Source organism: Nocardiopsis sp. iso_238, assembly GCF_056173325.1.
In genome coordinates this window covers 2,931,945-2,945,119 of the sequence record NZ_CM149668.1, presented here as the reverse complement: position 1 = coordinate 2,945,119, position 13,175 = coordinate 2,931,945, and the positions used below count along the sequence as shown (strand labels likewise).

Below are 13,175 nucleotides of genomic sequence, written 5' to 3'. Positions count from 1 at the left end.
CGGCCCGGGCGCCCCACCTTGGCCCCAGCCCTACCGGGCCTGGTCCAGGGCGTGCTGGGCCTCGGCCATGACCAGGTCCGCGTTGATCGCCGCCCCCGCCCGGTTGCCCGCGGCCGCCGAACCGACCACCTGCTCGCTGGGCGAGGCGACGTTGCCCGCCGCCCACACCCCCGGCACCGACGTCGCACCCATCGCGTCGACCTCCACGTGGGTGCCCATGACGTGATCACCCATGCGCAGCTCACTCACCGCGACCCCCAGGTCGGCCAGCAACCGTGAGCGCGCCCGCATGAACGTGGGCACCACCACCGCGCGCACCGGCACGACCGCGCCGTCACGGGTACGCACACCGCTCACCCCCTCGGCGTCGGACTCCACCGCCTCCACCGAGGTCTCGACCACGGTGACCCCGCGCGCCACCAGCTTCTCCCGCCCCTGCGGCCCCAGGTCCCGGGCGGGGTCGGTGAACACCGTCACCCGATCGGTCCACTGCCGCCACAGCAGTCCGGCGTGCACGGCCACCGGCCCGTCGGCCACCACCGCCACCGGTTGGTCACGCACCTCCCACCCGTGGCAGTAGGGACAGTGCAGCACCCCCGAACCCCAGTGCTCGGCCAACCCGTCGATGTCGGGCAGCTCGTCCACCAACCCGGTGGTCACCAACAACCGCCGCGCCCCCACCACGGAGCCGTCCGCGAGTTCCACGGCGAAGCCGTCCCCGGTCCGCTCCACGGCCACCACCCGGCCCGACTCGACCGCACCCCCGTAGGAGACGACCTCCGCGCGCCCGCGCTCGACCAGCTCACCGGGGGCGACGCCCTCCATCCCCAGCAGGCCGTGCACACCCTCGGCCGGGGCGTTACGCGGCCGCCCCTCGTCCACCACCAGCACCGACCGGCGCGCCCGGGCCAGGGACAGCGCCCCCGCCAACCCGGCGACACCGCCACCGACCACCACGACCTCGACCTCACGTACGGGTTCGTTCATCATCGCTCTCCTTCGCTCCGGCCCCCATCCTCACCCCCACCCCACCAACTGACAACACCCATTGCCAGAACAGCAAAAGACCTGGTGGGAAGCTCCCCCACCACGCAACCCCACCCATGCCCTAGGCTCCCCACCCATGAACCACCCCTGGAACACCGACACCATCTGGCTCAACACCGCCCAGTACGGCATCCCACCCACCACCGCCCACCAAGCCCTCACCCACGCCACCCACACCTGGCACACCGCCACCGCCGACCCCCACCACTGGAACCAGGCCACCGAAACCACCCGCGCCCGCTTCGCCCAACTCCTCCACGCCCCCACCGACGACATCACCCTGGGCGCCAGCACCGCCCAACTCGTCGGCACCATCGCCGCCTCCCTCCCCGACGGCGCCCACATCCTCGTCCCCGAAGGCGAATTCACCTCCACCACCTTCCCCTTCCACACCCACGCCGACCGGGGCATCACCGTGCACACCGCACCCCTGCACGCCCTGGCCGACCACATCACCCCCACCACCCACCTCGTCGCCTACAGCCCCGTCCAATCAGCCACCGGAACCCTGGCCCCCACCGACGACATCCTCACCGCCGCCCGCACCCACCACACCCTCGTCCTGGCCGACGCCACCCAGGCCGCCGGATGGCTCCCCCTGGACGCCACCCGCTTCGACGCCCTCGTCTGCTCCGCCTACAAATGGCTCATGGCACCCCGCGGCCTCGCCATGGCCTACCTCTCCCCCCACCTACGCACCCGACTCCGCCCCACCAACGCCGGACCCATGGCCGACGCCGACCCCACCACCGCCTTCTACCGCGACCACTTCACCCCCTCACCCACCGCCCGCGCCTTCGACCTCTCCCCCAACTGGCTCGCCGCCGTCGCCGCCGCACCCGCCCTGGACACCCTCCTCCACCACGGAATCGACCACGTCCACACCCACAACACCCAGCTCACCGACCGCTTCCGCGCCCACCTGAACCAACCCCCCGCCCACTCCGCCATCACCACCGTCGACCACCCCGGCGCCCTGGCCACCCTGCGCGAAGCCGGCATCATCGCCACCGAACGCGGCGGCCACACCCGCCTGGCCTTCCACCTGTACAACACCGAAGCCGACGCCGACCTGGCCGCCAAGGTCCTCACCACCTGAACGCCCACACACACCGAAGGGGGCCGGCACACCCACACGGCGCACCAGCCCCCTCCGACGTCCCACCACCCCACCACCGGTCAGGGAACGATCCCCGACCGCTCAGGCCGCACGTTCCCCATCACCCGCTTCACCGCGATCTCGATCACCGCCCGATCCGCACTCGCCCGCGGCTCCCGATACCGCAACGCGTACCGACGCACCGCCTCAGCCACCGCCTCCGGATCACGACTCACCCACGCCTCACCCTCCAACGTCGACCACCGACGCCCCTCCACCTGACACACCGACACCCGCGCCCCCGGCCGCTCCACCAGGTTGCGCACCTTGAAACTGGACGCCGAGGAGATCACCCGCGCCAGATGCCGCTCCGGGTCATAGGTCACCCCCACCGGCACCTGGTGCAGACTCCCGTCCGGACGCGGCGACGCCAACGTGCACAGACGCCGCTCACCCCAGAACACCAGGAACGGATCCGTCTCCTCCAGCACGGACTCCCCCTCCACACCACGCACACCCGACTCCCCCACCACAGGCCCCCTCCACGCTCGAACAACTCCCCCCACCATCCCAGCCCCACCGCCACCCCCCACACCAACCCACACGAAAGGAACCCCCATGTACACCGCCACCACCCCCCACACCAGCGGCCACCTCACCCGCCCCGACGGCCACCGCCTCTTCTGGCAGGAATGCGGCAACCCCCACGGCACACCCCTGCTCGCCGTCCACGGCGGCCCCGGCTCCGGCTCCCACCCCCACTGGTCCGCCCTCACCAACCCCGACCACTACCGCATGATCCTCCTCGACCAACGCGGCACCGGCGCCAGCACACCCGACATCGCCCACCCCACCGCCGACCTCACCACCAACACCACCCCCCACCTCATCGACGACTTCGAAGCCCTACGCACCCACCTCGGCATCACCCGCTGGCACGTCCTGGGCGCCTCCTGGGGCTCCTGCCTCGGCCTGGCCTACGCCCAAGCCCACCCCGACCACGTCATCTCCCTCACCCTGTTCGCCGTCACCACCGGCACCCGCGCCGAAATCACCTGGATCACCCACGACATGCGCCGCGTCTTCCCCGAACAGTGGGAACGCTTCCGCGCCGCCGCCGGACCCGACGCCGACCCACGCGCCCTCCCCGCCGCCTACGCCCACCTCCTCGACGACCCCGACCCCCAGGTCCGCCACGACGCCGCCCTCGCCTGGTGCACATGGGAGGACACCCACGTGGCCACCGTCCCCGGATTCACCCCCAACCCCCGCTACACCGACCCCGCCTTCCGCCTCACCTTCGCCCGCGCCGTCACCCACTACTGGGCCAACGACTGCTTCCTCACCCCCCACCAACTCCTGGACGACCTCCACCGCGTCACCCACATCCCCGCCACCCTCATCAACGGCCGCCTCGACATCAGCGGCCCCGTCGACACCGCCCACGACCTCGCCCACAACTGGCCCCACGCCCGACTCGTCATCGTCGACGACGCCGCCCACACCTCCAGCACCACCGGCATCGGCGCCGCCGTCGTCGCCGCCACCGACCGCCACGCCCACCTGGACTGACCCACAAAAAAAGGGGGGACCAGCCCCCCGCCGGTCCCCCCACACACAACCCCCTACGCCAACTCCCGCACCAACCCCACCGTGCGCTCCAACTCCTCCTCGGAGTTGTAGTAGTGCACCGACGCCCGCACCACCGCGTGCCCCGGCCCCGCCGACCACCGCTGATCCAAGGGACGCGCCACACTCGTGCGCACCCCCCGCTCCCGCAACGCCCCCACCACCCACTCCGCCTCACGTCCAGCCACCGAGAACGTCACGATCCCCGACAACTCCCGCCCCCGGTCATGCACCTCGACCCCCGGCACCCCACCCAACGCCGCACGCAACCACCCCGCCAACCCACCGATCCGCTCCCGCGCCCACCCCATCCCCACACGACGCGCGTACGCGGCCGCCACCCCCAACCCGACCTGCGCCGCCACCGCGTGTTCGAACACCTCGAACCCCGCCGCCCCCGGCAACACCCGGTACTCCTGCGGACCACTCCACCGCCCACCCACATGGTTGACCGCCAACGGCTCCCCCAACCGCGCCCCCGCACGCACATACAGAAACCCCGTCCCCCGAGGCGCACGCAGGAACTTACGACCGGTCCCCGACAGCAGATCACACCCGATCCGCTCCACATCGACCTCCCACTGCCCCACCGACTGACAGGCGTCCAACAGGTACGTCACCCCGAACCGCCGACACAACGCCCCCACCGCCTCCGCCGGATTCACCAACCCGCTGTGCGTGGGCATGTGGTTGATCGCCACCAACCCCACGTCCCCCCGCCCCAACTCCCCCTCCAACACCGCCACGTCCACCACCCCGTCGGCGTCATCGGGCACCACCTCCACCCGCACCCCACGCAACGCCGCCAACCGCAACAACCCCACCCCGTTACCCGAGTACTCACTGGTCGTGGTCAACACCCGCTGCCCCGGCTCCAACACCACCGCACCCAACGCCGACGACCACGCCTGCGACGCCCCCTCGAAGAACACCACCTCCCCCGGCGACGCCCCGATCAACCCCGCCACCTGCTCGGTACACCCCTCCACCGCCCCCGCCGCACGCTCCCGCGCCTCGTACCCACCCACCCGCGACTCCAACTCCAGATGCCCCACCACCGCCTCGTGCACCACCGACGGCACCAACGACGACCCCGCGTTGTCCAGGAACACCAAACCCGCACACCCCGGCGTCTGCGCCCGCAACTCCGCCACGTCCACCACGCACCCACTCCTCACCCTCGACGACGACCCACACACGCACCCTGCCCCACCCCCACCCGACCCACCACCCCCGCACCCGACCCGATGTGTCCCACACCGCCCCCACCACAGGCCAACCCACCCCCCGCCATCAGCCACAATGGCCAACAACCCACACCACCCGAAGAAAGGGCGCCCGGCTGCCATGGCCATCCCCAAAGCCGAACTCCACCTCCACATCGAAGGCACCCTGGAGCCCGAACTCGCCTTCCACCTCGCCGACCGCAACGGCATCACCCTGCCCCACACCGACATCCAGGCCCTCCGCGACGCCTACTCCTTCACCGACCTCCAGTCCTTCCTGAACCTCTACTACGAACTCATGGACGTCCTGCGCACCGAAGCCGACTTCCACGACCTCGCGGAGGCCTACCTCACCCGCGCCGCCGCCCAGGGCGTCCGCCACGCCGAGATCTTCTTCGACCCCCAGGCCCACACCAACCGCGGCGTCCCCCTGGCCACCGTCATCAACGGCCTGGCCTCCGCCCTGGACACCAGCCTCCAACGCCACAACATCTCCACCAGCCTCATCCTGTGCTTCCTGCGCGACCTCCCCGCCAACGAAGCCATGGACACCCTCAACGCCGCCCGCCCCCACCTGCACCACATCAACGCCGTCGGCCTCGACTCCGCCGAGGTCGGCAACCCGCCCGAGAAGTTCACCGAGGTCTTCCAGGCCGCCGCCGACCTCGGCCTCCACCGCGTCGCCCACGCCGGAGAGGAAGGCCCCGCCGACTACATCTGGCAGGCCCTCAACCTCCTGGGCGCCGAACGCATCGACCACGGCATCCGCTGCCTCGACGACCCCACCCTCGTCACCCACCTGGCCACCACCCAGACCCCCCTCACCGTCTGCCCCTTCTCCAACGTCCGCCTGCGCGCCGTCGACACCCTCGCCGACCACCCCCTGCCCGCCCTCATGGACGCCGGCCTGCTCGTCACCGTCAACTCCGACGACCCCTCCTACTTCGGCGGCTACGTCCACGACAACTACCTCGCCCTCCAGGAACACCTCGGCCTGGACCACGACCACCTGCGCACCCTGGCCCGCAACTCCTTCACCGCCTCCTTCCTGCCCGAGGACCGCCGCCAGGCCCTCCTCGCCGAAGTCGACGCCTACACCTTCTGACCCCGCACACCACAAACAAGAAGGGGGCCCGCGCACCACACGCGAGGCCCCCTCCTTCCACCACTCACCGCCACGTCAACGACTGACCGTGCTCCCCCGTGTAACCCACCACCCGACCATCCACCGCCAACGTGAAGTCACCCTCCACCCCGGGGCGCGCCCCCTCCCACCCCGGAAAGACCCGCCACCCCTCGTTCGACACCCAGTGCCCCGGCAACCCACCCATCAACCCCTCCAGGTCCGCCCGCTCACCCTCGGACAGATACGCCGCCACCGCACTGTGGAACACCACCAACGTCGCCCCCGACGGCGCCCGCGCCGCCAGCTCCGGCAGCGCCTCCAACAGATTCCCCGCCACCATCACCGGCGGATCGGCCGCCGCCACCGACGCCGCCGCACGCAACCGCCCCACCCGCCCGGCCCACTGCTCCCCCGGCCAGACCAGCGACTCCAACCACCGCACGTCGTCCCCGTCCGAGGCGTCCAACGGGTTCAGGTCCAGCCCCGCCCGCCACACCACCCGCGGCACCCGATCCGGCACCGGCACCCCACCACGGGTACGGCACTCCAACAACACCGGACTCCCCTGCGGCCCCAACGGAGCACCCCCGTCATAGGAGTACCGGTACCGGTCCGGGTACAGACACAACCCCGCCGACGCCCCCACCTCCACCAGCGCCAACGGCCCCTCCATCCGAGCCAGGACCGGCAGCAGCGTGGCGCACCGGCGCACCTCGTTGGTCTGGGTCATCCGCGCCGCCACCACCCGGCGCACCCGCTCCCCGTGCTCCACCACCCACTCCCGGAACCCCTCCCAGGAGTCGGTCGGCCCACCCAGGTACCGCACCGCCCCCAACAACAGGTTCGGCTGGCGCTTGTTCCCCTCGGGCAACGACATCACCAGGTCCAGCACCCGCTCGTCCCCGGCCACCCCCAGGGCGACGCGCTCGTACTCGGCCGACCCCCCGCGCGCACAACCGGCCGCGAACCACCGGTACCGCTCCGCGACCCGTGCGCGTTCCCGCTCCACCACAGCGTCCGCACCCACCGTCACACCCTCCTCCGCGAAGACATCAGGTGCGCGGCAACCTACCTCCCCCACCCCCGCGCCCCGAGCGCCGCCCCACCACCGAGCACCCCCTCAGCGACACCACGACAACCCCACACACCCCACCACAACACCTGAAGAACAACCCAACCCCCAGACCCCGCCAAGCTGATGTCCACCTCACCCGCCCGCCCCTACGCTGAACAACGAGACCAAGGACACGAACACATAACGAGAACTCTCACACGCCAGGGACGATCCCAGGCAGGAGACAACCACCCACACGAACGGACACCCGTGAGGCTCTCCACCCGCCACCACCTACGGCGCACCACCCACCACACCACCAACACACCCCTGCTCACCCTCCACGACGTGTCCCTCACCCACCCCACCGGAACCACCCTCCTCCACCACCTCGACCTCACCATCAACCCCGGCCAACACATCGCCCTCATCGGCCTCACCACCACCGCCACCCAAGCCCTCACCCACCTCCTCACCCACCACACCACCCCCACCACCGGCCGCATCACCACCCACACACCCATCCACACCACCCACCCCAACCCCACCCTCGCCCAAACCATCACCGGCCACACCCACCCCAACCCCCACGACCCCCGCCTCACCGACACCCTCACCACCACCCACCTCGACCCCCGCCACCTCAACACCCCCACCGCCGACCTCGACCCCACCCTCACCACCCACATCCACCACGCCCGCACCCTCTACGCCCACCACACCGGCGCCCGACTCCTCCTCATCAACCAACCCACCACCCCCACACCCCGCCCCACACCCACCACCGCCCACCTCACCCTCACCAACCACCCCTCCCTCGCCCGCACCGCCGACCGCATCCACCTCCTCCACCACGGACACACCACCGAAACCGGCACCCACCACCAACTCCTCATGCGCGGCGGCGCCTACGCACGCCTGTACGCACTCCAGAGCACCCCCACCTAAACTGACCCCGTGCCACCCATCACCAAGGAACTCACCGTCGGCCAGGTCGCCGAACGCGCCGGAGTCGCCGTCTCCGCCCTGCACTTCTACGAACGCCAGGGCCTCATCCACAGCCGCCGCACCACCGGCAACCAACGCCGCTACCGCCGCGACACCCTCCGCCGCGTCTCCTTCATCCGCATCTCCCAACGCGTGGGCATCCCCCTGGCACGCATCCGCGAAGCCCTCGACCAACTCCCCGAGAACCGCACCCCCACCCGCTCCGACTGGGCCGCCGTCTCCGCACAGTGGCGCGAGGAACTCGACGCCCGCATCACCCAGCTCATCCGCCTCCGCGACGACCTCACCGGATGCATCGGCTGCGGCTGCCTGTCCCTGGACACCTGCGTACTCTCCAACCCCGACGACGAACTCGCCTCCACCGGCCCCGGCCCCCGCCGCCTCATGGTCGACCCCTTCAAGGACGAGGACTAGAACACCCCGGGCCACACACGACGAAGCGGCGGCACCCCCAGGGCACCGCCGCCACACACACCACCGCCGCTACAGACCAGCGGCCGCGTCCCGCCCGCGCCGGGCCAGCTCGTCGGCGCGTTCGTTGCCCTCGTCTCCGTTGTGCCCGCGCACCCACTTCCACTCCACGTCGTAGCGCGAGGCCACCTCGTCCAGGCGCTGCCACAGGTCCACGTTCTTCACCGGCTTCTTGTCGGCCGTCTTCCAGCCGCGCTTCTTCCACCCGTGCACCCACGAGGTGATGCCGTTGCTGACGTAGGAGGAGTCGGTGTGCAACAGCACCGGCACGTCGCGCTTGAGGCTCTCCAGTGCCTGGATGGCCGCCATGAGCTCCATGCGGTTGTTGGTGGTCTGCGCGTCACTGCCGAACAGCTCGCGCTCGTGTTCCCCGTAGCGCAGCCACACCCCCCAGCCGCCCGGGCCGGGGTTGCCGCTGCACGCCCCGTCGGTGTAGATGACCACGCGTTCCGTCGACTCCTGGTCGACCTCGTCCCCGTTGTGCATGCCGGGAAATCTACCGCCCTCGCGGGTCACGAAAAGGCCACAACCCCCATGCCAAGAGCCACTTTTAGGGCCAATCGGTACCAATGGAACTTCTAAACCAGCCATTACGGACGATCACCCTGACCAAAGGCGCCCCCGACCCCACACAGCACCAACCACCCGCTCACCAGCAGGAGAGCGCCGAGAAGGAACACCACAGGACCTGACGGTGCGGCCATGATCCGGACGACGGTCCGGAGACCCCGTCGCCGACCAGCACGTTCCCAAGACGCCGTACCAGCTCCGGTTCCTGCACAACGAGGACCCCACCGTGGAAGGCCCGCGACCCGCACGAGTGATCCGCCGGGGGTGACACCGGGGCACGCTGGTCAACGGGCAGGCGTGGCTCAGGCGGTGTTCACTCGCCGCACATGGCTTCCTGGGTGGTTCTGACCATGTCATCCAGAATCCGGCGTGCGCGGGCCAGCTCCTCCGCTTGGGCATCGATGCGCTCCAGCTCGGAGACGAGCTGGCGGAGGACCTGCGGCGGGCAGCGCTCCCCGTTGGTCTTGATGAACGGCAGGAGCGAGGCGATGGTCGTGCTGTTCATCCCCACAGCGAAGAACTGCCGGATCAACATCACACGGCTCACGGCGTCCTCACCGTAGTGGCGCTGCCCGCTGGCGCTGCGTTCGCTGGAAAGCATGCCCTGCTTCTCGTAGTAGCGCAGGGAACGCACGCTGGCCCCGGTCCGCTCGGCCAGCTCTCCGATCCGCACGAGCGCCCTCCCTCCGATTTGCCCCTGACACCGATGTCAGGTCCTAGTGTAACGACACGCGCCCCACGAACCACCAGAACATGGCCGTGCGGTGCGCGTATGAGCCACCCCCACGTGGAAGGAACCCTTGTGCCCCACAGCCCGCGCTCCTTCACCGACATCGTGCGCTCTCGGCGCTCGGTCCGGGGCTTCCTCCCCGACCCGGTCCCCGCGACCAACATCCGCGCGGTGTTGGAGGACGCCCAGAAAGCCCCCTCCAACTGCAACACCCAGCCCTGGCAGGTACACGTCGTCTCGGGTGCGCACCGCGACGCCCTGAGCGCCGCGCTGCTGCAAGCTGACAGGGACGGCCACCACTCCTCCGACTTCAGCTTCGACTACGCCGACTTCGGCGACGGCCTCTACCTCCAGCGCGCCCAGGAACAGGGCGCGGCCTACTACCGGTCCCTGGGCGTGGAGCGCTCCGACACACGAAGACGCCACGAGGCCGCCCTACGCAACCTGGAGTTCTTCGACGCCCCCACGTGGCACTGCTGTTCATGCCCCAGTTCGGCGACGGGGTGCGTGTGGCCGGCGACATCGGCATGTACGCGCAGACCTTCCTACTCGCACTGGAGGCACGCGGACTGGCGGGCATCCCGCAGACCATGCTGGGGTCCTACGCCGACGTCGTGCGCGAGTCTTTGGGGGTCAAGCCGGAGATGAAGCTGTTGTTCGGCATCTCGTTCGGTCTGGCCGACTCCCAGGGGCCTTCGAGCGAGTTCCGTATGGGGCGCGCACCGCTGGCCGAGAGCGTCGTGCTGCACGACACCCCCGGAGTCCTGGACGGTGCGCACTAGGGACCAACGAGGAGAACCGCACCCTTCGGCCGCCGTCGGCGCCCCGCCGCAACACCCCTGGCACAGAAAGGAGCCTCCGCCGACTCTCGTCGGCGGAGGCATCCGCCACACGAGGTCAGAAGGTGCGCTCGGCCACCTTCACCCGTCGGCTCCCCTCCAGGGCGGCGCGCAGCTCCTCGGCCGAGACCGGAGCGGCCGGGGCCTGCATCATCCGCTCGACCGGCACGTCCCCATCGGCCAGGTAGATCCGGGTGTAGGCACCGGACTCGGGCTCGAAACGCCAACTCTGGGCCGGGTCGCCGGCGTCGACGGTGTCGAAACCGAGCCGGTCGATCAACCCCGCGGCCTGCTCCTTGGCGTGAGAGTCCGCACCGGCGATGGGCAGGGCACTGCGGTCACTGGCCCCGGTGGGACGGGCCAGCTGCGGGATGTGGTGGGCCATGATGTTGTTGAAGGCCTTGACCAGCAGGGCGCCGGGCAGGAACCGCCCGGCGAGCTCGGTCGTGGTCATCTCCTCGGAGTCGAGTTCGGTGATGCGCCCATCACGGAAGGGGTAGTAGTTGCCGGTGTCCAGTACCGTCCGCCCGCGCAGCAGCCCCTCAGGCAGGGAGCCGTAGGCGGTCAGCGGAATGCTGAGCACGGTCGCCTCACCGGCACGGGCGGCCTCCTCCACGGTGGCCGCGGTGGCACGCGGTCCCAGCTCTTCGACCAGGCCGGCCAGACCCCGCGGGCCCCGCGAGTTGGCGATCACCACGTCGATGTCCGCCGCGACCGCCAGCCGCGCGATCGCGGTTCCGATGTTCCCGCTTCCGATGATCCCCAGAGTCGACATCGCCCGTTCCTCTTCCTGGTGGTAACCGTCCGGTATCCGTGCGCACGGTGGCGCACGGATCTCTGGCCACGTTAGGACCTGACACCAGTGTCAGGGGCAAATCGCGACACGCCAGGCGGCTTCGACGAAGGTCTCCACGGCGGCCAGGCGGTTGTTCGCGGTGGCCGCACCCAGGCGGCTACCCGAGCGGGTGCGGGTGCTTTTCAGGGTGCGCCACCAGCCGCGCACCGCCCAGTCCCGGGGTTCCGGATCGGCCAGGCGTTCCCGCTCCACTGGATCGACGCCCACGCAACCGGCTGCTCCGTAGTCGAAACGCAGCAGGCCACCCCCGCCTTCCACCCTTGCCTTTCCGAATTCCCCGACGAATCCGGAAACCTATACTGAGCGGATGTTCAGCAGGGTGCAACGTTGGCTGCGGCGACACGAGATGCTTGTCGACACAATCAGCGTCGCTCCCTTCCTGCTGCTGTGTGCGGGCACGATCCTCAGCTACGCCGCCGACCGTCCCAGCCACACACCCCTGCCCTTGCACCTCGCCATCACGTTCGCGCTCCTCCTGCCACTCGCACTGCGGCGCACCTTCCCGGCAGCCGTGTTCACGGTCGTCGCCGTCGTGGCCGCGGTGCAATCGGCGCTGGGTCTGGGCTTGATCCTCGCCGACGTCGCCGTCATCATCGCCATGTACACCGTCGCGGCGCACTGCCGATGGACGTGGGCGCTCACCGCGCTGGGAGTCGTCGAGACTGGCCTGGCGCTGACCATCGTGCAGTCTCCCTACGCCAATTGGGACGACTGGGACACCTTTGCCACCTACACCTTCCTCATCCTGCTGTTCTGGGTCACCGGGCTCTACATGAAGGTCCGCCGACGCTACTTCCTCGGTTTGGAAGAGCGTGCGCACTGGCTGGAACGCGCACACGACGCCCACGCACAAGCTGCGGTTGCCGAAGAGCGGGCGCGCATCGCCCGCGAGATGCACGACGTGGTGGCTCACAACCTGAGCGTGATGGTGATCCAGGCCGACGGTGCGACCTATGCGATCGACCGTGACCCGGCCCGTGCCAAGGAGGCCCTGGAAACCGTCACGGCGACCGGCAGGGCGGCGCTGGCTGAGGTGCGCGGGATACTCGGAGTCCACCGTGAGGACAGGGAGGAGTACGCACCGCAGCCCGGGATCGGGCAGTTGGACCAGGTGATCAGTCAGGTACGCGGAGCGGGGTTACCGGTGGAGTTCACCATCGAAGGGCAGCGACACCGACTTTCGGCGGGGGTGGAACTCGCCGCGTACCGCGTGGTCCAGGAGGCGCTGACCAACACGCTCAAGCATGCCGGTCCTGGAGTGAGCCGTGTCAGGGTGCGTGTGCGCTACGGTGCGGACGCTCTGGAACTACGGATCCTCGACGATGGGTGGGGTGCCGTCCCTGAGGACGCGGACAACGGCCGGGGGCGTGGCCTGATCGGCATGCGGGAGCGGGTGTCGGTGTACGGCGGCTCCGTGCAGGCGGGGCCTCGCGCAGGCGGAGGCTTTGAGGTGGTGGCATCACTGCCGCAGAGCCCCGGCACAGGGTGAAGTGAAAAGGAGAGCTGTGGATTCACCGGGC

The 13,175-nt window shown here is 70.0% G+C and carries 15 protein-coding genes and 1 pseudogene; 8 read left to right on the top strand and 8 right to left on the bottom strand.

Translation table 11 applies throughout. From position 1 onward, the window contains the following. Positions 1 to 30: 30 nt before the first annotated feature. Entirely contained in the window at positions 31 to 987 is a 957-nt protein-coding gene (locus tag AC0VYL_RS13150; protein ID WP_475483316.1) for an NAD(P)/FAD-dependent oxidoreductase, read from the bottom strand. A 136-nt stretch (positions 988 to 1,123) separates the two neighbouring features. On the opposite strand from AC0VYL_RS13150, the gene AC0VYL_RS13145 reads away from it, so the two are divergent. Further along, positions 1,124 to 2,146, top strand: a complete 1,023-nt coding sequence (locus AC0VYL_RS13145) for an aminotransferase class V-fold PLP-dependent enzyme (RefSeq protein WP_475483315.1) — start codon at positions 1,124 to 1,126, stop codon at positions 2,144 to 2,146. Between the two features lie 80 nt (positions 2,147 to 2,226). Here AC0VYL_RS13145 and AC0VYL_RS13140 read toward each other — a convergent pair whose 3' ends face one another. Continuing rightward, a complete protein-coding gene (locus AC0VYL_RS13140) occupies positions 2,227 to 2,637 on the bottom strand; it encodes a pyridoxamine 5'-phosphate oxidase family protein (protein ID WP_475452750.1) in 411 nt (136 codons plus the stop codon). A 127-nt stretch (positions 2,638 to 2,764) separates the two neighbouring features. On the opposite strand from AC0VYL_RS13140, the gene pip reads away from it, so the two are divergent. After that, positions 2,765 to 3,718 carry a prolyl aminopeptidase gene (pip, locus tag AC0VYL_RS13135; protein ID WP_475483314.1) on the top strand — a complete coding sequence of 318 codons (954 nt, stop codon included), beginning with the start codon at positions 2,765 to 2,767 and terminating at the stop codon, positions 3,716 to 3,718. A 53-nt stretch (positions 3,719 to 3,771) separates the two neighbouring features. Here pip and AC0VYL_RS13130 read toward each other — a convergent pair whose 3' ends face one another. Beyond that, positions 3,772 to 4,887 carry an aminotransferase class V-fold PLP-dependent enzyme gene (locus tag AC0VYL_RS13130; RefSeq protein WP_475483313.1) on the bottom strand — a complete coding sequence of 372 codons (1,116 nt, stop codon included), beginning with the start codon at positions 4,885 to 4,887 and terminating at the stop codon, positions 3,772 to 3,774. A gap of 235 nt (positions 4,888 to 5,122) precedes the next feature. On the opposite strand from AC0VYL_RS13130, the gene AC0VYL_RS13125 reads away from it, so the two are divergent. After that, on the top strand, positions 5,123 to 6,106 hold the full coding sequence (locus AC0VYL_RS13125; RefSeq protein ID WP_475483312.1) for an adenosine deaminase: 984 nt from the start codon (positions 5,123 to 5,125) through the stop codon (positions 6,104 to 6,106). A gap of 64 nt (positions 6,107 to 6,170) precedes the next feature. Here AC0VYL_RS13125 and AC0VYL_RS13120 read toward each other — a convergent pair whose 3' ends face one another. Further along, on the bottom strand, positions 6,171 to 7,160 hold the full coding sequence (locus AC0VYL_RS13120; RefSeq protein ID WP_475483311.1) for a DUF2332 domain-containing protein: 990 nt from the start codon (positions 7,158 to 7,160) through the stop codon (positions 6,171 to 6,173). A gap of 291 nt (positions 7,161 to 7,451) precedes the next feature. Here AC0VYL_RS13120 and AC0VYL_RS13115 point away from each other — a divergent pair, with 291 nt between their 5' ends. Then, positions 7,452 to 8,129 carry an ABC transporter ATP-binding protein gene (locus AC0VYL_RS13115; RefSeq protein ID WP_475483310.1) on the top strand — a complete coding sequence of 226 codons (678 nt, stop codon included), beginning with the start codon at positions 7,452 to 7,454 and terminating at the stop codon, positions 8,127 to 8,129. A 9-nt stretch (positions 8,130 to 8,138) separates the two neighbouring features. Then, the gene (gene soxR, locus AC0VYL_RS13110) at positions 8,139 to 8,603 is read left to right on the top strand and encodes a redox-sensitive transcriptional activator SoxR (protein WP_475452740.1); all 465 of its coding nucleotides are present in this window, start codon (positions 8,139 to 8,141) and stop codon (positions 8,601 to 8,603) included. Between the two features lie 69 nt (positions 8,604 to 8,672). Here the strand turns inward: soxR and rnhA are convergent, their stop codons facing one another. Then, the gene (rnhA, locus tag AC0VYL_RS13105) at positions 8,673 to 9,146 is read right to left on the bottom strand and encodes a ribonuclease HI (protein WP_475452738.1); all 474 of its coding nucleotides are present in this window, start codon (positions 9,144 to 9,146) and stop codon (positions 8,673 to 8,675) included. 397 nt (positions 9,147 to 9,543) lie between these two features. After that, positions 9,544 to 9,903 (bottom strand): MerR family transcriptional regulator, encoded by a 360-nt coding sequence (locus AC0VYL_RS13100; protein ID WP_475483309.1) that lies wholly within the window; start codon positions 9,901 to 9,903, stop codon positions 9,544 to 9,546. Positions 9,904 to 9,936: 33 nt separating this feature from the next. Here AC0VYL_RS13100 and AC0VYL_RS13095 point away from each other — a divergent pair. Both AC0VYL_RS13095 and AC0VYL_RS13090 read left to right on the top strand, forming a co-directional pair. Beyond that, positions 9,937 to 10,197 (top strand): annotated as a pseudogene (locus AC0VYL_RS13095) (nitroreductase family protein); the annotation flags it as partial. Positions 10,198 to 10,427: 230 nt separating this feature from the next. Further along, entirely contained in the window at positions 10,428 to 10,742 is a 315-nt protein-coding gene (locus AC0VYL_RS13090; protein ID WP_475483308.1) for a nitroreductase family protein, read from the top strand. Positions 10,743 to 10,857: 115 nt separating this feature from the next. Here AC0VYL_RS13090 and AC0VYL_RS13085 read toward each other — a convergent pair whose 3' ends face one another. After that, positions 10,858 to 11,610, bottom strand: a complete 753-nt coding sequence (locus tag AC0VYL_RS13085; protein ID WP_475483510.1) for an NADPH-dependent F420 reductase — start codon at positions 11,608 to 11,610, stop codon at positions 10,858 to 10,860. 54 nt (positions 11,611 to 11,664) lie between these two features. After that, positions 11,665 to 11,913 carry a hypothetical protein gene (locus tag AC0VYL_RS13080; protein ID WP_475483307.1) on the bottom strand — a complete coding sequence of 83 codons (249 nt, stop codon included), beginning with the start codon at positions 11,911 to 11,913 and terminating at the stop codon, positions 11,665 to 11,667. A gap of 49 nt (positions 11,914 to 11,962) precedes the next feature. Here AC0VYL_RS13080 and AC0VYL_RS13075 point away from each other — a divergent pair, with 49 nt between their 5' ends. Beyond that, complete coding sequence (locus AC0VYL_RS13075; protein ID WP_475483306.1) at positions 11,963 to 13,144, top strand: sensor histidine kinase; 1,182 nt, start codon at positions 11,963 to 11,965, stop codon at positions 13,142 to 13,144. Positions 13,145 to 13,175 lie beyond the last annotated feature (31 nt).

Coding starts and splice junctions, on each gene's coding strand:
- AC0VYL_RS13145 (WP_475483315.1), top strand. CDS start 1,124: ATGAACCACCCCTGGAACACCGACACCATCTGGCTCAACACCGCCCAG.
- pip (WP_475483314.1), top strand. CDS start 2,765: ATGTACACCGCCACCACCCCCCACACCAGCGGCCACCTCACCCGCCCC.
- AC0VYL_RS13075 (WP_475483306.1), top strand. CDS start 11,963: ATGTTCAGCAGGGTGCAACGTTGGCTGCGGCGACACGAGATGCTTGTC.
- AC0VYL_RS13150 (WP_475483316.1), bottom strand. CDS start 987: ATGAACGAACCCGTACGTGAGGTCGAGGTCGTGGTGGTCGGTGGCGGT.
- rnhA (WP_475452738.1), bottom strand. CDS start 9,146: ATGCACAACGGGGACGAGGTCGACCAGGAGTCGACGGAACGCGTGGTC.
- AC0VYL_RS13125 (WP_475483312.1), top strand. CDS start 5,123: ATGGCCATCCCCAAAGCCGAACTCCACCTCCACATCGAAGGCACCCTG.